This window comes from Phycisphaerae bacterium (assembly GCA_024102815.1).
Taxonomy (GTDB): Bacteria; Planctomycetota; Phycisphaerae; order UBA1845; family UBA1845; genus JAGFJJ01.
In genome coordinates, this window is sequence record JAGFJJ010000079.1 from 25,686 (window position 1) to 51,166 (window position 25,481).

14 protein-coding genes are annotated in these 25,481 nt (G+C 60.7%); 3 read left to right on the forward strand and 11 right to left on the reverse strand.

What is annotated here, in order from left to right; all coding sequences use genetic code 11:
- Window positions 1-706: 706 nt before the first annotated feature.
- The 6 genes from J5J06_20420 to J5J06_20445 all read right to left on the reverse strand — a co-directional run bounded on the left by J5J06_20420 (window position 707) and on the right by J5J06_20445 (window position 9,809).
- Window positions 707-3,829, reverse strand: coding sequence for an efflux RND transporter permease subunit (locus tag J5J06_20420; protein MCO6439461.1), 3,123 nt, complete (start codon window positions 3,827-3,829; stop codon window positions 707-709).
- 33 nt (window positions 3,830-3,862) lie between these two features.
- Complete coding sequence (locus J5J06_20425; protein MCO6439462.1) at window positions 3,863-4,951, reverse strand: hypothetical protein; 1,089 nt, start codon at window positions 4,949-4,951, stop codon at window positions 3,863-3,865.
- 411 nt (window positions 4,952-5,362) lie between these two features.
- Window positions 5,363-6,886 (reverse strand): TolC family protein, encoded by a 1,524-nt coding sequence (locus tag J5J06_20430; protein MCO6439463.1) that lies wholly within the window; start codon window positions 6,884-6,886, stop codon window positions 5,363-5,365.
- 36 nt (window positions 6,887-6,922) lie between these two features.
- On the reverse strand, window positions 6,923-7,741 hold the full coding sequence (locus J5J06_20435; GenBank protein ID MCO6439464.1) for a hypothetical protein: 819 nt from the start codon (window positions 7,739-7,741) through the stop codon (window positions 6,923-6,925).
- Window positions 7,738-9,117, reverse strand: a complete 1,380-nt coding sequence (locus J5J06_20440) for a HAMP domain-containing protein (GenBank protein MCO6439465.1) — start codon at window positions 9,115-9,117, stop codon at window positions 7,738-7,740. Before J5J06_20440 ends, J5J06_20435 begins: the two co-directional genes overlap by 4 nt.
- Window positions 9,114-9,809 (reverse strand): response regulator transcription factor, encoded by a 696-nt coding sequence (locus J5J06_20445; GenBank protein MCO6439466.1) that lies wholly within the window; start codon window positions 9,807-9,809, stop codon window positions 9,114-9,116. Before J5J06_20445 ends, J5J06_20440 begins: the two co-directional genes overlap by 4 nt.
- Window positions 9,810-10,096: 287 nt before the next feature.
- On the opposite strand from J5J06_20445, the gene J5J06_20450 reads away from it, so the two are divergent.
- Window positions 10,097-10,876, forward strand: coding sequence for a hypothetical protein (locus J5J06_20450; protein MCO6439467.1), 780 nt, complete (start codon window positions 10,097-10,099; stop codon window positions 10,874-10,876).
- A 55-nt stretch (window positions 10,877-10,931) separates the two neighbouring features.
- Here J5J06_20450 and J5J06_20455 read toward each other — a convergent pair whose 3' ends face one another.
- The 3 genes from J5J06_20455 to J5J06_20465 are packed head-to-tail and all read right to left on the reverse strand — an operon-like array spanning window position 10,932 to window position 14,249.
- Window positions 10,932-12,374, reverse strand: a complete 1,443-nt coding sequence (locus J5J06_20455; GenBank protein ID MCO6439468.1) for a ferrous iron transporter B — start codon at window positions 12,372-12,374, stop codon at window positions 10,932-10,934.
- Window positions 12,375-12,393: 19 nt separating this feature from the next.
- Window positions 12,394-13,233 (reverse strand): 50S ribosome-binding GTPase, encoded by an 840-nt coding sequence (locus J5J06_20460; GenBank protein MCO6439469.1) that lies wholly within the window; start codon window positions 13,231-13,233, stop codon window positions 12,394-12,396.
- Entirely contained in the window at window positions 13,230-14,249 is a 1,020-nt protein-coding gene (locus J5J06_20465; GenBank protein ID MCO6439470.1) for a metal-dependent transcriptional regulator, read from the reverse strand. Before J5J06_20465 ends, J5J06_20460 begins: the two co-directional genes overlap by 4 nt.
- Window positions 14,250-14,506: 257 nt before the next feature.
- On the opposite strand from J5J06_20465, the gene J5J06_20470 reads away from it, so the two are divergent.
- Complete coding sequence (locus J5J06_20470; GenBank protein ID MCO6439471.1) at window positions 14,507-15,163, forward strand: metal-dependent transcriptional regulator; 657 nt, start codon at window positions 14,507-14,509, stop codon at window positions 15,161-15,163.
- Window positions 15,164-15,520: 357 nt separating this feature from the next.
- On the opposite strand, the gene J5J06_20475 is transcribed toward J5J06_20470, so the two are convergent.
- Both J5J06_20475 and J5J06_20480 read right to left on the reverse strand, forming a co-directional pair.
- Window positions 15,521-19,012: a protein kinase gene (locus J5J06_20475; protein MCO6439472.1), complete on the reverse strand. Its 3,492-nt coding sequence runs from the start codon at window positions 19,010-19,012 to the stop codon at window positions 15,521-15,523.
- The gene (locus tag J5J06_20480) at window positions 18,993-19,568 is read right to left on the reverse strand and encodes a sigma-70 family RNA polymerase sigma factor (GenBank protein MCO6439473.1); all 576 of its coding nucleotides are present in this window, start codon (window positions 19,566-19,568) and stop codon (window positions 18,993-18,995) included. The genes J5J06_20475 and J5J06_20480 overlap by 20 nt, the downstream gene beginning before the upstream one ends.
- 233 nt (window positions 19,569-19,801) lie before the next feature.
- Between J5J06_20480 and J5J06_20485 the strand changes: the two genes are divergently transcribed.
- Window positions 19,802-25,360: a hypothetical protein gene (locus J5J06_20485; protein ID MCO6439474.1), complete on the forward strand. Its 5,559-nt coding sequence runs from the start codon at window positions 19,802-19,804 to the stop codon at window positions 25,358-25,360.
- Window positions 25,361-25,481 lie beyond the last annotated feature (121 nt).

Consider the following 25,481-nt stretch of genomic DNA (forward strand, 5'->3'; position numbering starts at 1 on the left):
ACGCACGCTTCGCGTTTGCATGCGTGACGGGCTGGCGGAGGCATATGCGGAGGAGAGGCGCAGGGTGGAGGTCATGCACATGGCGGCCGATGCGTTTCATCAGTACCGCCTGTCGAAGGACTACATCGAGGAGGTGCGTCGCTCCGGCTGGGCGCCAAGCGACCAACTCCGAGACGGCCAGACGCTGGAAGAGTGGCTGGAATGGGTGACGGGGCCGGCCCGACGGGTCCATCCGCTGGGCGACCGACGCCGAGACGCGAGGCGCCGGCGTGGTAGGCGGAGCAGTTGCGGCGGAATCTGGGTAAATCGAGAAAGCTCATTGTATCGAGGAATACGATGTGCGACTTCTTCCGTGCGGCGTTCATTTACCTGCAGCCAGCCGCTCTTCACCCATTGAACCATACGCCACCCGTCACAGTCGATCGTTTGTTCTTTGGGGCTCCTGGCAAGGGAATGAGGCCCCACATGAGTCGGAAATCGGGTGCCAGAGGTGCGTCACCTGAGCCTCGAAGTCGCCTCTCTGGCACCCACGATTCAACTTCTTACGGCAGCAAGGCTGCCTGAAGCGGCGGCGTTGGACACAACGATGGTGACGGAGGCGTCGGCGCGTGAATCGTTGTCGGCGTTTGCGGATAGCGCTGACCGTTCCCGGTGTCGTCAGATTGCCGTTTGCGCAAGTAGCCCGGCTCGGATGCCGCAGCCCTCGCTAGGAGACATCCCCATGCGCGGCTGCAAACCGGCCCCAACGCAGCGCGAGGATTGGCAGGACGAGCAGGTTGAGCAGGGTCGAGGTCGTGAGCCCGCCAAGAATGACGATCGCCATTGGGCCCTCGATCTCGCGGCCGGCGGCGTCGGCACCGACGGCGATCGGCAGAAGCCCAAGTCCGGTGACAAGGGCTGTCATCAGTATCGGCACGAGGCGCTCCGCAGCACCTCGAATGGCGGTCGCGCGCCCCCAGGATTGTCCCTCGCTCGTGACGAGGTGCTCATAGTGGGACATCAGCATGATCGAGTTTCGTGTCGTTATGCCGAAGAGGGTCACAAAGCCCACCAGGCCGCCGATCGAAATCGACCCGCCTGTGATGTAGACCGCCGCGATACCGCCAACGAGTGCAAATGGCAGATTGACAAGCACAAGCAAGAGGTTCGGGAGGTTGTGCATCACGATCAAGAGCAGCAGGATAATGCCGATGCCAGCCAGCCCGCTGTGCAGTAGCAACTCCTGCTGCGCCTTGGCGCGGGCTTCAGCCTCGCCACTGAATACCGAGTAGGTTCCCGCAGGAAAGGTAACCTGCCGCGCAACGGCCGCCTGGGCATCGGCCACAAAGGAGGCCACATCGCGTCCCACGACGTTGCAGGTAATCACCTGTCTTCGCCGCGCGCCGTCGTGCAGGAGCATGGCCCGTCCCTGCGTGCCAAAGATGTCCGCCAGTTCGGAAAGCGGGACGCGCGTCCCGGTAGCACTCGCCAGCAATAAGTCGCCAATGGCCTCCGGCTCCTTCCGTTGAGACTCATCCAGTATTACGACCACGTCGAAGACGCGTCCATTGACGAAAGTCTGACCAACGGTCGTTCCCTGGAAAGCGGTCTCAACAGCGTCAAGGACCTCCGTGGGACGGAAGCCCAACTGCATCAGTCGGTCGTTTCGGAGTTGAATTCGCATTTGTGGCGTGCCGGGCGGGGCTGCGATCTGCACGCCAACAGCGCCGGGTATCCGTGCGAGAACCCCACGGACGGCGTCGGCTTTCTGATCGAGCACATCGAGGTCGTCGCCGAAAACGCTTACGACGACGGCGGCCGTCTCGCCGGAGATCGTTTCACCGATTCGGTCGCCAAGGAATGTCGTGATATCGCTCGTGGTCCCGGGGATCTGCTCGAAAACGCCGCGGATTGCTTCCCGCACGTCGTCCTCACCGCTGCCGAGATTGGGCGTGACGTTAATGTGGAATTCGCTACGGTTCGGACCCCAAGGGTCCTCACCGAGTTCGGCGCGGCCGATTTGCTGGGGCACGGTCAGGACATGATCGATCTTCAAGAGCGCATCGGCGACCTGCTTGCCGAGGCGCCGCGATTCAGCAAGCGATGTCCCGGGAATGGCGTTCATATGCGTAACAAAGTGACCTTCACGGAACTCGGGAAGGAACTCGCCGCCCAACCCCCGGGCAAGCCAGAAGGCCATGCCACAGAGCAGCACTACCGGGACGATCGCGGCCAGGGGGTGCCCAATGACGCCTTGCAGCAGCCCGCAATAGCCGGCCTTGAACCCCTTGATGAACAGCGGCTCGCGCGTGTTCTTGGTTCGCTGTGGCAGCATCAGCATTGCCATCGCCGGTGTGACGGTCAGCGCCACGCCCAGTGAAGCTAGCACTGCAAGAATGTAGGCCCACGCCAGCGGCGCGAACAGCTTTCCCTGCAACCCGGACATCGTCAGCACGGGGACGAATACGAGAACCACCAGGAACGTCGCATAAACGACCGGGCCGCGCACTTCCATCGAGGCATCGCACACAACGTGGAAAGCGGAGCGTGGTGTCCCGGACTCGGCATTCTCGCGCAGCCGGCGATAGATGTTTTCAACGTCAATGATGGCGTCATCAACGACGACGCCGATCGCAATGACCAATCCACCTAGTGTGATTGTGTTAAGCGTTGCACCGAAATGAACGAGCAGCACGATTGCGGCCAGTAGAGACAGTGGCAGCACGGTCAGACAAATGAAGGCGGTACGCAGGTCCCAGAGAAAAAGAAACAGCACGATCGCCACAAAAATGCTACCGATGAGTAGCGAATGATTGATGTTATGAATGGCCGATTCGATGAAGCTGGCCGGGCGAAATAATCCCCGGTGCAGGGCGATTCCTTTTGTACGCAGGCCTGGTTCGAGCTCGTCTAGTGCCGCCTCGACCGCCTGCGTCGCTTCCAGCGTATTGGCCCCATATTGGCTGAGCAGCGCAATAAGTATGGCGGGACTGCCCTGGAACAGTGCGTCTCCGACCTTTGGCTGGGCTCCATTGCGAACGCGGGCCACATCACGCAGCCGAATGATCTGCAAGCCTCGCTGCATAATGACGGTTTCACCGATTTTGTCCGGCGTAACGGCCTGACCTTCGCTCTGCAGCACGATGCGCTGGGCGGGAGTCTCAACAAATCCAGCGCCACGAACGCCAGTGGCCGCACGGGAGGCCGCGAGCACATCGTCGAGCGTTACTCCCAGTGCTGTAAGACGGTCGGGAAGAACCTCGATTTGTAGCTGTCGCACATCGCCGCCGTACACATTTACACTTGCCACACCCGGTACAGAGAGGAGTCGCGGCCGGACGACCCAATCGGCGAACGTACGCAGCTCCATCGGCGTAGGAGGAAGGACACCCGCATCGTTATTTCCAGCAGCGGTTAAGCCGATTTTGAGCAAATCCATCGTCGCCGACGTGAGCGGCTCCATCTTCGGCGCCTGCACGCCCTGGGGTAGTTCGCTCGCGATTTCGGCCAGACGCTCACCAAGCATCTGCCGCGCGGTCAGGATATTCGTACCCTCCCGGAAGGTCGCGGTGACGATTGCGAGTCCCTGGACGGACTGGGATCTAGTCGATTCCAGTGCACTGATTCCGCCGACTACTGTCTCGATCGGCCGAGTGACAAGCGTCTCAACCTGCTCCGGCGCCAGACCGGGCGCCTCGCATTGGATCACTACCTGCGGCGGAACGAATTCGGGAAAGACATCGAGCTTGGCGTGCCCGGCGACATAGAGGCCATAGCCGAGCAGCAGAACGGCCAAGACCATGAGTACACCGCGATGGCGCACGGACGTTGAGACGATGGTCTGGAGCATAACGGACCGGGATCCTCTGCACGGAAGATTGCCTTACTCGGACGCCGCCTCCTCGCGCTCGATCTGGGTCTTCAATTCCCGGGAGAGCAATACCTGCGCGCCTGCCGTGACAACGCGTTCACCCGGCGAGAAGCCCTCCTTGATGAAGCACGAGTCATCAAGCCACTCACCATCATTTAGCAGCCGGCGGATGAACGTGCCGTCAGCGTCTGCAACGTAAACCCACATGCGTCCGAAGAGACGGACGACGGCCGCGCGGGGGATCAGTACTCCTTCCTGTTCGTGCCCGGGCGCCGGGACTCGAGCGACAACGGGCGCTCCGGGGCGAAACGCACCTTCGGCGTTCGAGATGCGATACAACAGCGCCGTGCCGTGCGCAGCAAGATCGAGTGATGCTCCCAGACCGACCCGCCGACCCGGCACCTTTTTCTCCGTGCCGATCAATTCGACGATGGCACTCGTTGCCGACGGATCGAATACCACACCAACCGGGAGCTCGACCCGTGCGATCAGTGGGTCAAACGAGGCTACGCGCAATAGCAACTGACCGGGTTCGACGGATTCGCCCGGGCGCATCGGGATGTCCACAACTTCGCCTGCGAGCGGAATTCTGAGCTCAAATGCCTGGTCGGCTCTGTCGGACGGGTTTTGCGCCGCTTCCATAAGCGCGACGATGCGCCTTGCGGCCTCCAAATGGGCCTCTTGTGACTGTACCGCAGCTCGTGCCTCTTCGACCGCCCGATCCGAGACGGCTTTATTCTGGATGTTCAGGGCCTTTTTGTGCTCATACGACGATTGGGCTGATGCGAGGGCGGCTTCCGCCTCTGAAGCATCGGCACGGGCCTGCGTCAGGCGTGCGCTGAGGTCGATTTGCTCGGTCAGTGTCAGTCGCGGCTCAACGACGCCAACGAGAGTTCCTTTCTCTACCGCAGCGTGAATGTCAGGCCACTTGCCTGAATCAGCCGCGCGAACCGTACCGGCGGCAGGCGCGTGAAGCGAAAAACTCTGGCTAGGGTCCTCCTGGAGCACGCCGTACGCAAGTACGTACGGTCGATGTGTCGCTCCCTCAAGGACCGTGGTCGACAGGCCGATCCGCTTTTGCGTCTCGACGTCAAGGCTCACCACGACCTCACCCGCCGCATCGAGACTTGACGCTTGAGCGGCATTCGGCGCAACGTCACTCGCTGTTGCCTTGTCGCCAGGCGCTGAACTGCTCGAAGGACTCAAGGTGCCAATACCAAACCAGACGATCCCGGCACCGGCGGCCATTCCTGTGAGAAGCATGAAAACTGCCAACGAAATTCCACGCATTGTAGCGTCTTCCTGTCATATTTCAGGCATCGATTATAACAGTGTCGCCTGCAGCACCTCTCGTACGAAATCCCCTACAAACGTTCGTAACCCCTCTACAGTAGCCTGAGAATCCGTTGCCCCTGTGCCATCAGATGGCAGACAGCCCATCAGGACGACCGTCAACATTGCAAGAGCGGCAAGACCTGCAGTCCTGCGCCACGAGCGTCGTAATACCATCCCTCAGTTCTCCTCATCCGTAGCGCCGGTGTCGTTGTTCGTGGCGACGCCAATCGCGTCAAGACGGCCACCCAAGGCCAGCTCAAGGTCGGCGAACGCTGTCGCACAATCCCGCCGCGATTCCACGTAGCTCTGCCGAAGCCGCAGACGCGATTTCTGTGCGTCCAGGACGGCGAGAATGCTCTCTTCGCCTGCCTGGTAAAGATCGAGCGCCAGCGCGGCGTTGCGGTCCGCTTCAGGAAGCACCTGATCCTCGTAGAGCTCGACCTGCGCCTGCGCGGTTCTGGCAGTTTCAGCCGCCTGGCGCACCTCGGTCACAACGGTGTCCAGCAAGGCTTCCAGATTGTGTCGCTGCTGCAGCGCGAGAGCGCGGGCCTTGGCGATCTGGGCCTGGTTCTGATCCCACAGAGGCACGGTTATCGTCAGCGACGGTCCGAGCAGTGAGTCGATGATCTGTGCCTTCTCGATCCGACGTTCGCCGCGCGATTGAATCGACGGGGCCGTCAATTGGCCCGCAGCAATCGAAGAACGCACGGTATCGGCGAAAACCTTCCGGCCGGGAAGCGAACGCTGGTCCGGTCGCTCGAAATCCACGCCGACACCAACATCGGAGAACACCTTGCGGTGTTCGAGGGCGACTTGTGTTTCGGCCCGGGCGACGTTTGCTAAAGAGGATCGAACGTCAAGACGCTGGAGGAGGGCCGTAGTGACGAGAGCACCGTCATCGGGAATCGGCATCGTCGGACAAGGCAAACCTCCGACCAAAACCCACGCGCCTTCATCCCGGCACAACCCGAGCGTGCGCGCCAAGTCAAGTCGGGCGGCGGTACGCTGTCGTTCGATGGAGAGCAGTTCGAGATCGATATTGAGTGCCGCAACCTGCGCCAGGCTGAGGTCGAGCCGGTTTACTTCACCGGCTTTGAACTGCGCATCGGCTAATGATCGCACGCGCTCGGCAAGATCCTGTCCCTCTTGCAACGTTGCGAGCACCTGCTCCGCCGCCAACAGACGAAAGCAGCCTTTGCGTGCCTCGGCGGCAGTTGCCAGCCCCTTGGCGGCCACGTCACAGATCGCCTGCTCGAGGTCCGCTTCCGCAATCTTTTTCCGCACCGGAATCTGCCATAGGTCGGCTACTTGCTGGGCGAACCCCAGATTGATCTTCGATCGGCCCCCGCCCTCGGGGAATTGCAATCCGAGCGAGAATGACGGGTTTGTAAGCATACCCGCCTGAACGATATCGGCGCGCGATGCAGCCAGTGCGGCAAATGACGCCCGTAGTGATGGATTGTTGAGCAAGGCAACATCCACTGCTTCATCAACCGTCAACCCGTCCACGAGGCGTTCACCAACACAGGCGGCCGCTGCTTCGTCTTTGGCAGGATCGTAGACGACCTCGGCGGCCGTTCGTTCTTCGATCAACCGGCCGGCGCGGGCGTAATCCGGACGTGGGTCGACATATGCGCAGCCGGTCACCAGGAGAGCCGCCGCGGTGATCGTCTCCATCCCGAGTATTTTTCCATCGCCCAAGTCTTCGCTCCCGGCGCAAGCGTCCCGGAAAACTTCTTACGGCCGCTTGATGGCCGTGAGTAACAGGTTTCCATCACTGACTAACCCGATTCCGGGCGCGTAGAGCTTGAACTCTCGCACGCCTGGCTCGAGGGGCGTGGATTCCTCGACCTTCTGACAGCCGACATAGTCTCCAGCGGGTGTCTTCAATGTTGCTGACAGGCTGATGATCTCCGCCCGATCCATGGCCACATCTGGCGCGATTTCCTGATAGAATCGTGACCCGATCAAGGGCGTGCCCGGCATCATCAGACCAGGCCGCGCGTTGTTCCTGCCGGCCTCCCAGGCGCCCTCGTGCCCGACGACCTTGCCATCGCGATACTCGTCGGTTGTCTCGCCGAAGTAGAACACGTCATTGGAGCGTTTGCAGATCGCGAAGTAGTTCCGCGAGATCTCAGCAAGCACACCATCCTTGATCTCGCGCTCCTCGACGACGCGCGTTTCGACGTCACCGATCTTGTGCGTCTCGTCGAGCACGGTAATGGTCAGTACAACCGTGTGACGCCCTTCCTGTCCATTGAACACCAACTGGTAGCCGGATTCCAGAACAAAGAATGGATTGCGGCCGGTTGAAACAAACTCTCGCGACTCAACGTGAAAAGACTCAGTGTAGTCGCGCGTATGGTCGCGGTCCAAATGGAGCTCCTGGTTCTCCTCATCTTCGTCGCGCTCGGCGGCCTCAACCGCCTGCACCAAGTCAACTTTGCTGTCGCGCAGGAGCTGTTTCCGGTCCTGGGCCAGGGCAGGCAGGGCGAGCACGACTTCGCACACCAGCATTCCAATAATCACCCATCGTTTTCGTCGTGGTGCATTCATGGCTGCCCTCCATCACGTATGGGGAAAAACAGTCGAAACGTACTTCCCGCGCCAACCTCGGTTTCCAATTCGATTCGCCCGCGATTGGCGCCGACCGCCCATCGGGCGATTGGCAATCCCAACCCGGATCCTCGTTCCGATGCGCGGGCACTGTCCACGCGGTAGAAGCGTTCGAAAATCCGCTCGCGATGTTCCTCGGCGATGCCCGGTCCGCTGTCGCGAATTTCCACCGCGCCCGCCATCGGCGTAGAGCCGACGCGAACTTCGATGCGACCACCAACCGGCGTGAACTTGATCGCGTTGTCGAGCACATTCAAAACAGACTGTCGCACGAGCGTGGCATCGGCCCAAACCGTGACACCAACCGCTTCCTCCACAGACAATTCCTGGCCTTTTTCCTCCGCGAGCACGCCGATGCACTCAACAACCTCGTGAACGAGCAGGCCAAGATCACACTTCTCAGGGCGTACGAGGGCGCGATCCGCTTCAGCGCGCGTCAGTACCAACAGGTTGTCCAGAAGGCTGACGAGGCGAGTCGCCTCCTCGAGCATGCTGCCCACGGCCTCACGGTATGAGCTGGCGTTGTCGCGATGCTGCATGGCCGCTTCGCCAACGCTGCGCAGCGCGGTCAACGGCGTACGTAACTCGTGAGACGCATCCGCCGCAAACGACCTCACGCGTGCGAATGCATCCTGGAGACGCTCCAGCATCTCGTTGAACACTGTCGCCAACTCCCCGATTTCATCGTGCGGGTTGTCGACGGGAAGGCGCTCCGAAAGCCGATCAGCGTTGATTTGCCGGGCCTGAGCAGCGATGTGGGCCACCGGGCGCATCGCGCGCGACGCCAGCCACCAGCCGCCGCCCACCGCGAGCATCACCGTCATCGGCAACCCTGTCGCAAGGATGATGGCCAGACTATGCAGCGTCTTCTTCACATCCGTGTCGTTGACCGCGACCGCAATCTCGTAGCGATGTCCATGCCAATCCAGGCGTCCACGGCGCACGCGGAAGTCCAAGGCGGTCTCAGACTGCCGTGCAACGCCCGAACTAGGCTCGGTATCTACCTCTGCAAGCTGCGCAGGCCACAGGCGGCTACGATAGAACATCTCGTCATCCTGGTAGATGACGAACGCTTCTGTCAGTCCGATGCGTTCGAGCTCTTCGAGCTCTTCGGTTTCACGCTCCTCGGGGTCCGGCTCTTCGCGAAGACTCTGCTCGAGGGCGGCGTACTGGGTATTCAGTCGCTCGCCAAGTTGCTCCGACAACCGAATCCGCACGACTCCGTAGACGCCCACCGCGAACAATGTGAGCAGCGTAACCAGCGCCAGGGTGTACCAGAGCGTGAGGCGGACGCGGATACTGCGGAAAGCCGTCATGCTTCCCCCTCCCGCAAAACGAAGCCCATCCCGCGTACCGTATGAATGAGTTGCGTCGCAAAAGGGTCGTCGACTTTCCGTCGGAGCCGGGCGACCTGCACGTCGATTACATTGTCCAATGGGGTCGCACGTCGCGTCTGCTGCCAGACGTCGCGCGCCAACATTCCCCGGGTGACAACCGTCCCCTGGTGTCGCAGCAGGTAGACCAAGAGCTCGAATTCGCGCACCGTGAGCGAAAGCTCGCAGTCGCCGCGCCTCGCACGTCGCGCGGGGACGTCAACGTGCAGATCCCCACAGGCAAGATGAGGCGGGCTCTCCATGCTTCCTCTGCGAAGAAGCGCCCGGACGCGTGCCGCGAGCTCAGGGATGGCGAAAGGCTTCACGAGATAGTCGTCGGCCCCGGAATCCAGACCGAGTACACGATCCTCGAGTGCGTCGCGCGCCGTGAGAATCAACACCGGGAGCTTGTCCCCCTTCTGCCGCAGCCCACGCAGCACCTCGATCCCATCCTGCCCCGGCAGCATGACATCCAACACGAGCAGTTCAAAGGGCTCGGCGGTCAGCCGCACGAGACCCTCCTCACCCGTTACAGCGGTCGTGACATCGAAATCCTGCGCCCCCAGACCGGTTCGTACGGCCTCGGCCACCTTGGGCTCGTCCTCGATGAGCAGGATGCGTGTTCGGCGTTCCATACAAGGCGAGAGTATGACGCGGACCCCGCGAATATCCATCGCACCAATCTGACAAGATTCTGACATTTGGAAAACGCCGCATGCAAGCGGCTTTCCGACCATTATGATCCGCTCGGCCGCGGTCAGTGCCACGAAGGTTCTCGGGACGGCACGGGCCCGGTGGTCATCAACTTTGGCTTCTCGCCTGGAGCACGGCGTTGGCTCGCGCCGCCAAGCGAAGTCGAAGGCAGATCCGGAGTGTCGCTGTGACGGGAACAAATCGTAGCGCGCAATTTCGATTGCGAGACATGGCATGGAAGGCTCTTCGCATACGTTTCGGCATCCATGGCAAAGTGAACGATGATCTCGCGGCGTTGAATAAGCGCTTGGACACGTATCCCGAAAACCATACATATAGAGTCCTTGCCGGAAAGCTCCATGCATGCTGGAAGCTTCGTTCTCGTTGGCGACGGCTCAGCCGCGCCTATCCCGCGCGTGCACACACGTTCCTGGACGTGGGGTCGTGCAAGGGTTATTTCGTGCTGCGCCAAGCCATGCAGCCGGTATGCCAACGCGCCTTCGGCATTGACGCGGTTGCTGCTTTTGTCGATGTGGCAAATGACGTCGCTCGACGCGTAGGACTGGAGTCAAAGGCGCAGTTCAAGCGGATGACGCTCGACGAAGCCGCCGGGGCCGTCGAAGTCATTGGCGGCCCCTTCGACTTTGTCCAAATGATCAGTACCTATCACTATATTTACTGGGGAAGCAGATTGTGCGATGCAAGGACCATGGCCCATGAGCCGATCATGGCCCACCTCGCACGGCTGTGCCGCGGCGCGGTGCTTCTTGCAAGCCCCTTGTGTGTCAACGAAGCGCCGGAATATATCCGTGAGTGCGCTAACGGCCGCTCCCACAACTATTCCCAGGAAGCATTCTTGAATGCAGCCGGTCGCCACTTCCAAGTGTATCGACTGGGCTACCTCCAACCGGTCCGGCGCCGGCGTCCAATTCTCCTGATGGTCCGGAACACCAATCCCGAAACACAAGTTTGGTTCGATGGCGGTACGAAAGCGGAACGGCTCAAATGAGAGGTCGTCCATATCAACCGGGCGCTTCGTTACGTGGCCTGCCGAAGAACTCCCGTCACGATACCATCCGCCAGACGAACGCCACCAAGCCGCACACCGCGAAGCCCATCGTCAGAGGGAGGAGAGCGGAGACAATGGTCCATTTGGCGCTACCAGTCTCCTTGTAGATGGTATAGAGCGTCGTGCTGCACGGGTTGTGCAACAAGCTGAAGAGCATTAGGTTTACAGCAGTGAGCGTTGTCCAGCCGCCGGCCGTTAGGAGCTGGCGGACCGCGTCGTTCGAGTCCAGTTCGAACATCACCCCCGCCCCACTGCCGATACCGTGAGCGCCGGTGACCATCACCGTCAACATAAGCACCGTGGGAATAACGATCTCATTGGCGGGGATGGCGATGATGTAGGCGAGCAGGATCACGCCGTTCAGGCCGAGAGCCAGGCCGATCGGATTTGCGAAACGAATGAAGTGTTCGGCCAAGCTTTCGCCGCCGGCATGGACGTTGGCGACCAGCCAAATGACGGCGCCGGCCGGCAGCGCAAAGACCACCGCGCGCCACAAAACGAACAAAGTTCGGTCGATCAGTGATGTGTAGAGTGTCTGCCAAAATCGTGGGGGCCGATAGGGAGGCAATTCGAGGCTGAAGGTGCTGACCTCCCCCTTGAGTACGGTGCGCGACAGCGCCCAGCCCACAAGGAGTGTCAGCAGAACGCCGAGCAGCGCGACACCGGTCACGGCCGTGGCGGACACGAGACCGGCCAGCGACGCAGGAACGAGCGCGCCGAGAAACACCGTGGCGATCAGAATCTGCGTCGGCCAGCGCCCGTTACAAAGAGCGAAATTGTTGGTAATAACCGCCAGCAACCGTTCGCGCGGGCTGTCTATGATTCGCGTCGCGATGACGCCAGCGGCGTTACAGCCGAAGCCCATCATCGTGGTCATGGCCTGCTTGCCATGAGCTCCGGAAGCCTTGAAAAGCCGGTCGAGATTAAACGCCACGCGAGGCAGGTAGCCAAAGTCCTCCAGTAGTGTGAACATTGGAAAGAATATTGCCATCGGGGGCAGCATGACGCTCACGACCCACGCCGTGCCCAGGTACATGCCGTCCACAATCAGACCAGTCAACCACCACGGTGAACCTGCGCCAACGAACAGGTCTCGGAGCCACGGATGTCCCTGATCCATCAAGATCCACGCAATCCAGCTCGAAGGCACATTCGCCGCCATGATGGTTATCCAGAACATGGCCGCGAACAGTAGAATCATGATGGGAAAGCCCCACAATTTGCTGGTCAGAATGCGGTCCAGAGTGCGGTCGAAAGTGGGCCGTGCCGCTCGACCAGGGCGCGAAATCGCCCGATCAGCGATTCGCGCAGCCTGATCGTACAGGGCTTCGACGATGTGCTCGTGCACATCGCCCGGTATCTGCGAACGCCATCGCTGTGTCGCAGCGAGGATCGCAGTAGCCTGCGGGCTTTCGGAAGTGGTATTCAGTGTTTCCATGCGCAGCTCGAGAGGCCGTCTAGGCCGGCTCCAATTTCGCAACCGTCTTTAGCCTTCCCAGCTGCCCACTGCGCAGCGATTCTACAATGGAATCGTCGCCGCCGAGCAGACGCAACGCGACCCAACGCGGGTTGGGCAGCTCAGGGAAAGCCGCTTTGAGCTGGGCCATCAGGTCGACCAGCGCCGGTCTGATGGCAGAGGGCTCACCTTCGAGCCGCTGTGCCCGGCAGACAAACTCGCCAGCAGCGACGTCTTTGATGGCGCGCAGAAGCTCGGACATTCCCTGACCGAAGCGGGCCGTGGTGGGTACGACCGGCACGCCGAGGTCCCGCGCAAGCTGTCGCTCGTCCACGGTGAAGCCGTGGCGCTTGGCTTCATCCATCAGATTCAGGCACACGACGGCGCGCTCCGTGATTTCCAGAATCTGAAGCACGAGGTTGAGATTTCGTTCCAGGCGCGTGGCGTCAGCCACGATGACCGTTACGTCCGGCTGGCCGAACAGGACGAAATCGCGGGCAATCTGCTCGTCGAGGCTGGTCGATAGGAGCGAGTACGTGCCCGGGAGATCCACCAACTTGAACCGGCTCCCATCGTAGGCGTAGCCGCCTTCGGCGCGCGACACGGTCTTTCCCGGCCAGTTGCCGGTGTGCTGGCGCAAGCCGGTAAGGGCATTGAAAACCGTGCTCTTGCCTGTGTTAGGATTGCCCGCGAGGGCCACGACATAGTCCCAGTTGCCCATCGCCACCCCGAGCTTCTTGAGATTGGCCGCGCGATAAGCACTGCACGACGCGCATGCGGCACTTGCCGTAGCCGCCGTGCCGGGCAGGGCAACCGAGGAAACGTCATTGGAGGGATTCATTGGATCTCGGTCTCCTCAGAATCGACTCGAATCAGATTGGCTTGCTCGCGTCGCAAAGCCACCACCGACCCACGCACACGATACGCGGTCGGATCACCGGCGGGACTGACCATGTCCACCTCAACCCATGTACCCGGAACGAATCCCAAGTCGAGCAGCCGGCGGCGCTCCGGACCGCGGCATGCGGAAGAAAGACCTGTTACGCGTGTGCGCCCGCCGGGTTTCAGGCCGGAAAGGAACTTTTCTTCTACAAGATCCGCCGCGCGCGACTCCGGCAGTGGCTGTACTGAGACATTCTCGGCGAACACCGGCGCAAGGACGTGTTCGTTGCCGTCCGCCCAGAAACGAATGCGCATTGGAGATCGCTCAATGACGAATGCTCGCATTCCTGGACGCAGCCCGAGAGCTACAAGCTGGCGATAGATGGTGACTGGCTCGTCCTCAAGATGTGTGATAAGCACGGGCGTTTCAGGGGACACGCCGTTGAGCGACCGACCCGGCACCTTTTCGAGCTCGCTCACCGAGTCGGGAATAACGTCTCCGTGCGGGTCCTGCATGGGAAAACCCAGTCTGGCCGCCAACGCGTCTGCCTGCTCCCGGGATAACAGATGTTCCTTTCTCTCTGCCCGGTCATGCCATTCTTCCTCAGCGACACCCGTGTGGTCCGCAAGATAGCTTTCCCATAGTCGATGTGCGCGAATGACGTGGAGACCCATCTCCCGCCCTGTTGGCCGGAGACGCAGACGACCGCTCTCGAACGTCACCAGATCGTGCGCGGCCAACTCCTCCAGCAGGCGTGCGGCGCAGTTGGTGGTGATTTGCAGTGACCCGGCGATGCTTTCAAGGGTCGCCACGCGCCCGTTGGCTTCGCTCTTGAGTATGTGCTTGAGCGCATCCTCCTGCCGGATACGCCGGGCCAGTTCCTGCGCCTTGCGCCATCGCGCGAGCAGCCCGAGGCGCGGCCAGAAGACAACCGCCAACCCCAGGACAACCGGGACGAGGGAGGTAGCGCTCATTTGTAAGGATTGCCCCTGATCACACTTCGCGGTCCCGCCACCGCAAGGGTCGTATGCCATGGCGCGGCATACGCACCAGCGCGTTCCGCAAGCATCACGTCCGAAAAAGCATGCGGGGGCCTCGCTGGTCGTGCTAATAAAGCACACCACCTTGCAAGTTCGACTAATCGAAGTATAATCTTTGATTAGACGAAGTCAAGCCGCGTGGCGCGACTCCAGGTGCCCCACGTTCGGACGCCCGCAATTGGGAGGACATCGTGGTCAGCGAGACGGTGGAGAACTACCTGAAAGCGATCTACACGCTTAGTCGGGAGTCCCCAACGGGCGAAGCTGGCATGACCAGTGTGGCGGCCATCGTCGGGGTGACGACGGGCACGGCCACCGCGATGGCCAAGAAGCTCGCATCAGCCAAGCTGGCCAGGTACCAGCGGTTTGGCGGGGTGTCTCTCACTGCCAAGGGAACAAGAGCGGCGGTGGACATTATCCGGCGCCATCGATTGATTGAGACGTTTCTCGTCGAGACGCTGAAACTTGACTGGTCGGTCGTTCACGCCGAAGCCGACCGACTTGAACACGCCATATCTCCCCGGGTACTGGAGGCTCTGGATGACTTTCTGGGCCGACCCGACGCGGACCCACATGGCGACCCCATTCCGGATTGCAATGGCCAACTCCGCAATACTCGTGCGGAACCGCTTTCCAACTGTACCGCCGGTGCCAGGGTTTCCATAGCGCGAATCGCCGACCAGGAGGAGCCGTTTCTACTGTTTGCGGCCGAGCACGGCCTCAAGCCAGGCGCCCGCGTAACCGTGCTTGCTGTGGACGCCGCCGCCCAGTCGATCACCGTAAGCGCAAACGACACGCCTGTAACGCTTGCACTTGCCGCAGCCCGCAAGATCCTCACCGAGAAATGAAAAGTCGAAGAACGACGTCAGAATAAGATAGATTCATCACCTGCACATTAAGAGATACGCAGTCAATTGCTGCAATACGCTCGAGAGAAGGCCGGGAATTCAAGAGTCCGGCAAGCGCTCCGGAATGCTGCATACGAATAATGAAACGGTACGAATCGAATCCTATCTCATTGCCACGGCCCTCTCGTATAATACGGCGCGCACAGAGACCCTGTGGCAGAACCTTGGCACTTCAGCGGCGGTAAGCCGAATCCGCCCCCAGGGCAGCGATGTCGACTTGGGACACGTGATCTTGAGGCGTCTTTCCCCAAGGACCCGTGACCGATCCCCACCGGATTTCCAGGTGAAGGATGAGCTTTACGGCTGGTTCTGCTCAGCGAGCCGGGACTTCCAATATCGGCGGTTGGCAACGATGTGATCGCCATAGTAATCCAGCGACCAAATGCCCAGGGCGCCGCCCGTACCTGCCGAAACAATGTGCCGGGAGTCCGGCAGGAAAGCGATGGTGAAGATCATCTCGGTCTGACCATCCAATGTGGCCAGACACGCGCGATCCTGAAGGTTCCAGATCTTGATTTCTCCATTCCTGCTTCCCGAGACGAGCCATTGTCCGTCTGGAGAGAAGTCCATAGCGAATATGTCCTGGCGATGCCCTTCAAACTTGGCTACCGGACCGCTCAGCCCTTGTGTGCCAACCGACCAGAGCCGAATGGTACGGTCATCGCCGCCGGTCGCTAGCAACGTCCCGTCGGGCGAGAATCTGATGTAGCGAAGGGCAATGTCATCCGCCGTGGCTTTCCCACGGACTGTGAGCGTGTCGGCGTCGTAAAGAATCACTTCACGCCCGTAGCAGAGCGCGACGGCGACCCATTTGCCGTCGGGACTGCAAGCAACGGCGGGAGCCCGCTCATTCGGGTGCGAGCGAACGGCAACGGTCAAGCCGGAGTACGGATCCCACTGGATAAGCCTCCCATCGTTCCCGCTCGTGAAGAATGCATGGCCATCCGGGTGCCAGTCAATTGCGCACAGGGCATAAGGTGCGTCATCGGTTATCTGCCGACATTGCCCGGATTGGAGGTCGCACAACTGCACGATCCCGTCATAGCCTGCTGAACCTATTATCTTTCCGTCCGGACTGAATGCTACACCGGAGATGGCGTTGCTGTGTCCAGTGTAGAAATGCCGGGGCATTCCTGTTTGGACGTCCCAGATTCCAACCCTGGCATCCTTGGCCGCAGCACCGGTGGCGATCAGCGTACCGTCCGGACTGACGCTCGCCGTCATCACCGTTGTGGTATGACCTGCAAGGGGATGGTAGCAGCGATAGGGAGCCGTGTCCCATATCTTGGCAGACTGGTCGTACGACACACTCACGAGTCGCCCGCCGTATTCAAGAAACGCCAGTCTGGAAATGGCGGCCGTATGTCCGGTGAACGACGCGAGGCGCTGAAGGTTTGGCATCGACCAAAGCAGGATTGTCTTGTCATCACCGCCAGTGGCAAGGACACGATTGTCCGGCGAGAAGGCGGAAGATACGACAATTCCCGTGTGCCCGTGAATTGCATCAAGCGGGGCTGAAGATTCCATATCCCAAAGGCGCAACACGTGATCGCGCCCGCCGCCGACGAGCCAGCGGCCGTCGTTTGAGAACGCGGATGCGGTGATGCCCCGCACGTACCCCGAGAGCTCTCTCAGCAATTGACCTGTTTCAAGATCCCAAAGCCGAAGACTTCCATCTGTGTGGGAGGTGGCAATCCGTGTCCTGTCCGGCGAAAAGGCCGCGGAATAGAGTGTCGGCAGTTTCGCCGGAGATTCAGGTCGGCTCTCGGCAACTGGCTCACCGTCGGGTGAAATGGCAGGGAGTGCCGCTATCAGCTTAACCTCGCGCATTTCGCCAATCCGCTGCAGATCGCTCTCTCGTAAAGTGCCATCGCGTGCAATAGAAAAGAGACCAGAACCATCCATGCGAAATGCAACGGCCAACACAGCGGACGGGTATGAGTCAAGTGATACAAGTTCGGCACCGGAGTCGGCATCCAACGCAGCAACACGGCCGTCCTCACCTCCAGAGGCGACTATTTGTCCGTCGGCGCTAAAGCAGACTGCGGTCGCGGAATCATGAGCGCGGACTGCCCAAAGCGGGGAATCGCCAGACTCTGTCCAGAGTGATACCCATCCGCGCTCGTCCCCGATTGCAAAGCGCTGGCCGTCGGGGCTCATCGCCAGGGACAAAGCCCGGCCGTGAGGCAGGGTGAATGTCGCTCGACAAGGCTGACGAGCGTAAAGCTCCCACAGTGCCCAGTACGCCCGGCGGGCAAGGGCATCTTGGGGGTCAAAGCCCGACAACGGTGCGCTCGCCGGCAGCATCGCATTCGACGGGCCGTTTCTCGCGTTGGGAAAATCCAGTGACCGAAAGTAGGCACGCCAGAGAAGCTGCTCGGCGAGGACGGTGTTTCCGGTCACGCCCATGAGCCTGCCGCGTTCGATGTCGCTAAGCACGAGAGAGCGGGCCAGCTGCCCGGATGATTCCACCGCGTTTTGCTCCGCGACTTTCGCCCGATCGCGTTCATGGGCGATTCGGTGAGCCTGGACGGTCATCGTTATCGAGAGCAGACAGGCCAGAACGACGATCACGATGCTGGAAGCGATGGCAGTGCGGTAGCGGCGCGCTGTCTTTCGCAGCAGGTACCAGCCGCTGTCGCCTCGTGCTTCAACGGGCTCATTGTCGAGGTAGCGTCGTATGTCACGTTGGAGCGCGTCTACGGAGGCATAGCGTCGATGTCGATCCCTGGCAGTCGCCTGGAGGATTACTGCTTCGAGTTCGTCGTCGAGCGGATGTGCCGGTTTCTTCGGAATTCTCAACTCTTCATTCACGATGCGATGAACGAGACGTTCGAGATTCTCATGCAGCTCGTAAGCGTGTTCGCCAATGATCAACCTGTAAAGTATCAACCCGAGTGCATAGACATCGGCCCGAGTGTCGATTGTCTCATTGTCACCAGCCACCTGCTCGGGAGCTGCGTAGGCGACTGTTCCGAGGAACTCTCCACCGGCGGTGACCAGCCGGCTTCGTTCCCCCGATTCATCTCCGATCAGCTTGGCGACGCCAAAGTCGAGCAGCTTCGGTGTGCCTTCCGACGTCACGAGGATGTTTCCGGGCTTGAGGTCTCGATGAATGACGAGATGACGATGAGCGTGGGCCACGGCCGAGCAGACGGCCAGGAACAGCTCGAGCTTTGGGCGGTTCTGCAGGCGGGCGGAACCCTGATGAAAGGTCGATACGATGAGCGCATCGCAGTATTCGTCGATAGGTCGCCCGTCCACGTACTCCATCACAAAGTACAGGTTGCCGTCCGGCGTGGTGCCTCCATCGATAAGGCCGGCTATGTTGGGGTGGCTTAGACGAGCGAGTGTCTCCCTCTCCCGTTGAAACCTCTGGAGGACTTCGGCTTTTCTCGAGGGGCCGCCCGGCGTTTGCATGATCTTGATGGCCACGCGCTGTGCGAATTGGGAGTCGGAGCGCTCGCCCAGATAGACGGTGCCCATGCCGCCCGTCGCGATAATGCGTGTAAGGGCATAGGGCCCCAACTGAACGCCGGCGAGGTCGGCATCGAGGCGCGACATCTTCCGGCCCTCGACGGTGGCCAGAACAGGTCCGATCGGGGGGTGGTCGAGAAAACAATCTGTCGTTGCAGCGGCATCGAGAAGCGACAGGAGTTCGAGCCGCAACGCCGGGTCCTCCGCTTCAATCAGAGAAAGCAGTTCCTGGCGCCGGGCTTCCGACGCCGCGTGCGCTTCGCTGAAGAGCTCCTCCAGACGTCGCCACCGATCAGAGGCACTGGGCGTCATTACGTTGAAGCTCGCTGAGCAACCAGGCACGCGAAAGTGCCCAGTCTCTTTTGATTTGCGCAACGGAAAGCCCGAGGGCCTCGGCCGTTTCTTCCACCGACAGACCACCAAAATAACGCAGTTGGACGACCTGGACCTTGCGATCGTCAATCGCAGCCAGCTTGTCGAGCGCGCGGTCAAGGGCCTCGAAATCGACGTCCGGCATTTCTACCGACGGCTCAAAATGATCGAGCGGCAGTTTGTGTGCCCCCGCTCCCCGTTTGATGCGTCCTCGGTCTCTGGCATGGTTCACGAGAATGCGACGCATGGCCAGGGCGGCGATGCGATAGAAATGGGCGCGATCCGAGACCCTTGCTTCGTGCTGATCGACCAGGCGCAAAAAGGCCTCGTGAACCAGCGCCGTCGCCTGCAGCGTATGGTCCGGCCGTTCGGATCGAAGAAAGCGATCCGCAAGGGCGCGCAATTCATCATACACCAAGGGCAGGAGCCGCTCCGCGGCGGTGGCATCACCAGCCGACAGCTTCCCGAGCATCTGCGTCACGATCGCGTTCGACATGCCTGGCCTGCCGGAGCTCGACGGGAGAATTGAGCCGTGGAGCCCTGAAACGGTGCGTTGTCTTGTGGAGAGGAGCGCCCGTGCCCCACCCGCTTGCGCATTATATCGCAATCCGTCTGGTCCTGCGTTGATTCACGGATCATGCGTAAGTGCTTTCTATTAAATTGGTTACAAGGCGACGTTACCGGACCGCGAGACCGGCAGACGCAATCAGATCGATGAGGGAGTGAGTCATGGCGAGGAATGTGGACTTTCCTGGCGTTGTTCGGTTTTGCATTTCATCCGTTGCCATACTATCGGTGGCTGCCTCGGCCGCACCGAATCTTGTACCGAACGCCGACTTCGAAAACTACACCGTCTGCCCGACCAGTTGCAGCCAGGTAGGCGGGTTCGTAGACGACTGGTCAACGCCGACCAACGGCACGTCCGATTACTTCAACGCCTGCCAGGGACCACCGAATTTCTGCGATGTCCCCACCAACAACTTCGGCGCGGAAGCGGCGTTCAGCGGGCAGGCGTACGCGGGCTTCTTCGCCTGGGACAACTTCGACCCAACTTACCGCGAATACATTGAGGTGCAGTTATCCTCACCTCTCGCAGCCGCGACAACGTACCAGATTTCTTTCTACGTATCGCTATGTGACAACTGCGACACCGCCGTGGCGGAACTGGCCGCGTACGTGCAGGCGGGGCCCGTCGGCTATCAACCGATCACGACACCCATCGCGGTGACGCCCCAGGTTGTGAACAACTCCGGTCCGATCACGCTCAAGAACGGCTGGCAACTGGTCTCAGGGACGTTTGTGGCGGCCGGAGGTGAAGACCATCTTGTCATCGGAAACTTCAACGGCGCTTCGAATACGACGACCCAGAACGTAGGCGGCGGCCAGCCCGGCATTTCGTGGGGTTACTATTTTGTCGACGAAGTGGACCTGTCGGCGGTCGACCCGCCAATGTGCGCGCCCAGTCCCGATGGGTTATTTTGTGAGGGAAACTGCGGTACGCCGGACCAGTTCTGTTCGCCGCGAGAAATACTTGCAGATGCGAACGGCCATTTCGTCGGCATTACGTGCTGCCAATGTGCGCCGACGGGTTGTCACGTGGCGTACGAGCCGGCCACGCTCCAGATCTACTGCGAGAACGACTGCGGTGCCGCCGGCAGCTGCACGCTTGTCGGGCGCGGCAATCTCGACGGAACGATCAGCTACATTTGTGACTGCCAGGACCCGGCCAATCCCGGGACATGCGATTGGATCCACGAATGCAACACGGAGTGCAATCCGGGAACCTGCTCATCGCATTGCACCGGCCCCTGTCCGGCGCAATCGGACGCCTGCGTTCCGCAGTCGGTGACGACCTCGCTGCAATTGGGGACCACGACCGCAATATGTGATTGCGTTGAGCCGGCAGCCGACCCCTGCCGCGTGGAGATGGGCCCCGATGGCGCCGCATGCCAGGGAACCTGCCCGGCCGGAAGCGGTCCGTGCGAGCTAGTCACGGTCACGAACCCGGATGACTCAACGACCTACTCCTGCACGTGTGATGCCGGTCCTGCCGCGTGCGAGCCGGACCCGACCGGGCAGTCGTGCACAGGCGGTTGCCAGGATCCCGCAGACACCTGCTACCCGAAAGAGATCGTCGCTGATGAATTCGGCAACTTCGTGGCCATCTCCTGCTGCGACTGCGGTACGCCGGAATGCCACGTAGAGTTCAACCCCGCAACCAATACCATCGGATGTGTCGAGCCCTGCGGCGACCCGACCAAGGAATGCACGCTCGTCGGCAAGGGCAACCTGGATGGCACGATTACGTATGCGTGCGAATGTCTGGGTGCCTCAGATCCGGCAGAATGCACATTCATTTCCGAATGTAACCCGTGCCTGGCGGGCACATGCACGGCGCATTGCAGCGGACCCTGTCCGCCGCCTTACGACGCCTGCGTTCCTGATAAGATCTTCCAGGATGCGAACAACAATCTCAGCGCCGAATGCCTGTGCGACGAAGTGGGTGACATGGAGTGCCGGCCGGTGGTTGATCCGCTGACGCAAGCCGTGACCTGCGTGGGAGGCTGCCAGGCGGGAATTCCATGCCCACAGCCGCAGATGAGCGGTGATCCGACCACCGGAATCATAACGTACACTTGTCCGCCTTGTGGTTCGGACATACTCGGCGCCTGCTGTATCGCCAACGGCCCCGGCGGCAATTCGTTCTGCGTCCAGCTTACGCAAGTGCAGTGCGAGCAGATTCCGGGGCTCTATCTGGGCGACAACGTACTATGCGAGGACGTAGAGTGCCCGCCGCCGACGGGTGCTTGCTGTTTGCGCGATTTATGCGATGGTCCGAGCTGCGTTGTTCTTACCCTGGACGAATGCGAAAACCAGGGAGGAAGCTACATCGGCCACAACATTGCCTGTACGCCCGACCCGTGTCAGGAAGGCACTGGGGCTTGTTGTGTGCCGGACGGATTTGGTGGAAGCAGTTGCCAGATTCTGACAGCGACGCAGTGCAATGAATTGTTCGGCTACTACGGTGGAGACGATTCGGTCTGCAATCCCGATCCCTGCACGGACCCTGCACCCTCGTGCGGCACGGCAGACTGCTGCCAGCGTCCGCCGCGATTCAACGACCCGTTGTACGCCGGGTTTACAGGTCCGGTCGCCGTGGCGACAGGTACGGATTTTGCCTCGAGCGGGCAGGAACGGCTCTGGATCCTGGACGTCAAGAACAAGGCGAGCGCGCCGCTCAATACACATTGGAGCGGCGCCGCGCGGTACTCGCATCCAAGTTGGAATGCGACCAATCTTGGCAACGTCTTCGGCGTCGCGCTCGACCGGCAGGGGAATATTTACGTCACCGCTTCGACCTCCTACTATTCCGATACGTTCGGCGCCGGCGGTCCCGGAGCGGTGTACAAGATTGACGCGGTGACGGCCGCGATCAGCACGTTCGCGGTTCTGCCAAACACGGGTCCGGGACTGGGGAACATCGCCTACGATTGCGCCAACCGCCAGTTCTTCGTGACGAATTTCGAAGACGGAAAGATCTACCGCCTCAATGCGGCTGGGAGCATCCTATCCACGTTTGATCCCGGCACCGCGGACAATGGCGCCGCCGGATACGCGCCCCTGGGTGAGCGATTGTGGGGCGTCGATGTGCATGGCGGGCGCGTTTACTACGGAGTCTGGGCGGAAGACGGCGGTTGGGGCCGGTACTCGACTTCCACGTTCAACACGATCTGGAGCGTCGCGCTCGTGGGCGGGAACTTCTCCGGCGCGCCGCAGCTTGAGGTCACGATCCCTGATCTTGCGACGTACGACTATTCAAACCCACCATCCGACTTGGCGTTCTCAACCGATGGGTGCATGCTCATCGGCGAGCGATCGATGTACGACAACACGTCGCCGAGTGCGCACCTCTCGGAGGTGCTCGAGTACCGATTCAATGGATCGAGCTGGGTGCCCTCCGGTCACACCTTCGACATTGGGTTCCTTTTCGGTAGCATCGTGAGTAACGCCGCGGGCGGCGTGGACTACGAGACGGATGGTACCGTTTGGGCCACGGGCGATGCGCTGCAATATGGTCCGCAGTACATTTACGGGCTCCAGAATACGCCGGGACAGGGCGGCGGCGCGTTTAACAGTGTGCTGATTGACCTCAACGGCAACTACCTTTCCTCCGACAAGATGCAGATCGGCGACGTAGAGATTCCCTGCCTGCCCTGCGTCAAACCACCGACCAATCTCGCAGCGTGGTGGCCGCTGGACGAGACGACCGGCCCGACAGCCAACGAGGTTTCGAATAATCTCGACGGAACCCACACGAACGGCCCGCAGCCGTTGCCAGGGCGTGTCGCCAATGCTTTGCGCTTCGATGGCGTTAACGACACAGTTCTCGTGCCAGACAACAACCTTCTGGATTTTACCACGAGCTGCGCATTCTTCTTCCAGAATTGCGTGCCTCAGGACCTCTCGATCGACGCGTGGATTCGAACGTGCGAATCGACCGGAACTCGTCCCATGGTCAACAAATGGGGCGTGAGCAGCTTCTGGTTCTGGACATTTGCCAACGGCTACGACTTCAGTCTGAATAACGGCGTCCTGCAACTGACTCTCGCCGACCAGGCGCTATTCTTCGGTGGAGGCGTTACGTCGTTCTTGGATTCGTCGGCGACCAATGTGGCGGACGGCCAGTGGCACCACGTCGCCGTGACAGTGGACCGCGACCAGCCCAATGGCGGAACGCTTTACATTGACGGCACGGCCGTCTCGACGTTCAATCCCACGCCGCGCTACCTGGGCTTGGCAAACGGCTCGTCGCTGCGAATTGGCGACCGTACGTTACCCTCCCCCGCGCTGTTCGACGGCGATATTGACGAGGTGCAAATCTTCCGGCGGGCAATCACCGGAGCGGAAGTCTTCAACATCTATCGTGCCTGGAATGCTGGCAAGTGCAAGGATAAATGCCACAACCCCAACGGCGTCTCGTACTGTGTCAACCAATCGACCAAGGTCGCTTACCTCACCTTGTGCAATGATTCGACGTCCACGCACAGTTACAACTGGTCCTTGGCTGGACTACCGGCCAGTCCTCCGGACTGCACGATTGCCGGCCCGACGGTCTTCAGCCCTTCATCGGGAAGCGTGAGCCTTGCCGCGGGGCAGTGTACGACCTTCTCCGTAACAATCACGGCGCCGCCGGGGCTCACTCCGGGGCAAACGGCCTGTTACGCCTTGAATTCCACGAATATTGATACGGGACATTCGTTCCAGTGTGCAGGCAAGCTGTATCGCGCCAACCTCTGGTGCGGGATCAAGCGTAACGATCTTCCGGATATCATCACCGCCCGGGCGGCGCAGCCGTTTGAATTGGCGTTCTCATTGACAAACGAATCGGATGGGGACGGCCAACTCGACTATGCGATTCGCGTGGTCGAAGTTGCGGAAGACTCGACGGACCATCCCGCCCCGGCCCCGGTTAGCCTCAATGGACTGCCTCCAGGGGAACCCGTGATTGGAACGCTGTCGCTTGCCGTCGGGCAGTCGACGCCGGTCTCGGTAAGCGCCAACATCCTCGGCAACGTCGGCCGAACGCTTTACGACGCGCAGCTTGCCTTCGTGGATTCGGCCGGTGCCCGGCGTGCCGGAGGTGTTCCTGAGGTCGTGGAGTCCGTCGGCATTCGGCAGATTGAGGGCACGCTGCCAATCAACCCGCCTTTGGACGGACCATCGCCCCACGACGCACCGAAGAATCGCTACCTTGCCTTCGTGCCGAACAATGGGGCGAGTGAGGTCGCCTTCCGCCTAGTGTTGTCTGGACCGAACGGGGGTGCCTTGGGCTGGATTGATACGCCCGATGCGGACGGCATCGCGAGAGTGTCCGATGCTGCCGTGGTGCGCATCTGGGACGAGCCGATCGTTTTCGTCGCAGATTGCGAAATTGCCACGGATCACGGATATGAGATCAGCACTTCGGCCGATGGGCAGATCTTCTCGGACGCCCTCTACCTGCGTACGGTTCCACAACCCAGTGGTGGTCGATTCTGGGGAGACGTCGTGGGAACCTTCGATTCGGGTGCCGGCGCATGGACGCCGCCGAATGGCACGGTAAACGGTTTTGATATCACTGCGGTGTTGAAGAAATTCGCGCAAGATCCCAATGCGCCGCACATTTCCTGGGTGGATGTGAATCCGCAGGTGCCCGATGAAGTTGCTAACGGGCTGGATATTCTCCAGGTCGTGAATGCCTTCAGCCTGAAACCGTATCCGTTTGCGGCGCCGGAAAATTGCCCCTAGCCCGGATATTTCATGAGTTGACGTTGATTCGCGCATAAGGAAGGCCTTCGAACCTGGTATGATAGGGTTTGCTCCAACGCAATCATGCCGAGGCACGGAGGCCGTTCGTGACAGAGTGTAA

Bases quoted from the DNA above. Each gene is read 5' to 3' on its own strand.
- J5J06_20420 (MCO6439461.1), bottom strand. From the start codon at position 3,829: ATGCTCCAGACCATCGTCTCAACGTCCGTGCGCCATCGCGGTGTACTC.
- J5J06_20435 (MCO6439464.1), bottom strand. From the start codon at position 7,741: ATGAATGCACCACGACGAAAACGATGGGTGATTATTGGAATGCTGGTG.
- J5J06_20440 (MCO6439465.1), bottom strand. From the start codon at position 9,117: ATGACGGCTTTCCGCAGTATCCGCGTCCGCCTCACGCTCTGGTACACC.
- J5J06_20445 (MCO6439466.1), bottom strand. From the start codon at position 9,809: ATGGAACGCCGAACACGCATCCTGCTCATCGAGGACGAGCCCAAGGTG.
- J5J06_20450 (MCO6439467.1), top strand. From the start codon at position 10,097: ATGGCATGGAAGGCTCTTCGCATACGTTTCGGCATCCATGGCAAAGTG.
- J5J06_20455 (MCO6439468.1), bottom strand. From the start codon at position 12,374: ATGGAAACACTGAATACCACTTCCGAAAGCCCGCAGGCTACTGCGATC.
- J5J06_20460 (MCO6439469.1), bottom strand. From the start codon at position 13,233: ATGAATCCCTCCAATGACGTTTCCTCGGTTGCCCTGCCCGGCACGGCG.
- J5J06_20465 (MCO6439470.1), bottom strand. From the start codon at position 14,249: ATGAGCGCTACCTCCCTCGTCCCGGTTGTCCTGGGGTTGGCGGTTGTC.
- J5J06_20475 (MCO6439472.1), bottom strand. From the start codon at position 19,012: ATGACGCCCAGTGCCTCTGATCGGTGGCGACGTCTGGAGGAGCTCTTC.
- J5J06_20480 (MCO6439473.1), bottom strand. From the start codon at position 19,568: ATGTCGAACGCGATCGTGACGCAGATGCTCGGGAAGCTGTCGGCTGGT.
- J5J06_20485 (MCO6439474.1), top strand. From the start codon at position 19,802: ATGGCGAGGAATGTGGACTTTCCTGGCGTTGTTCGGTTTTGCATTTCA.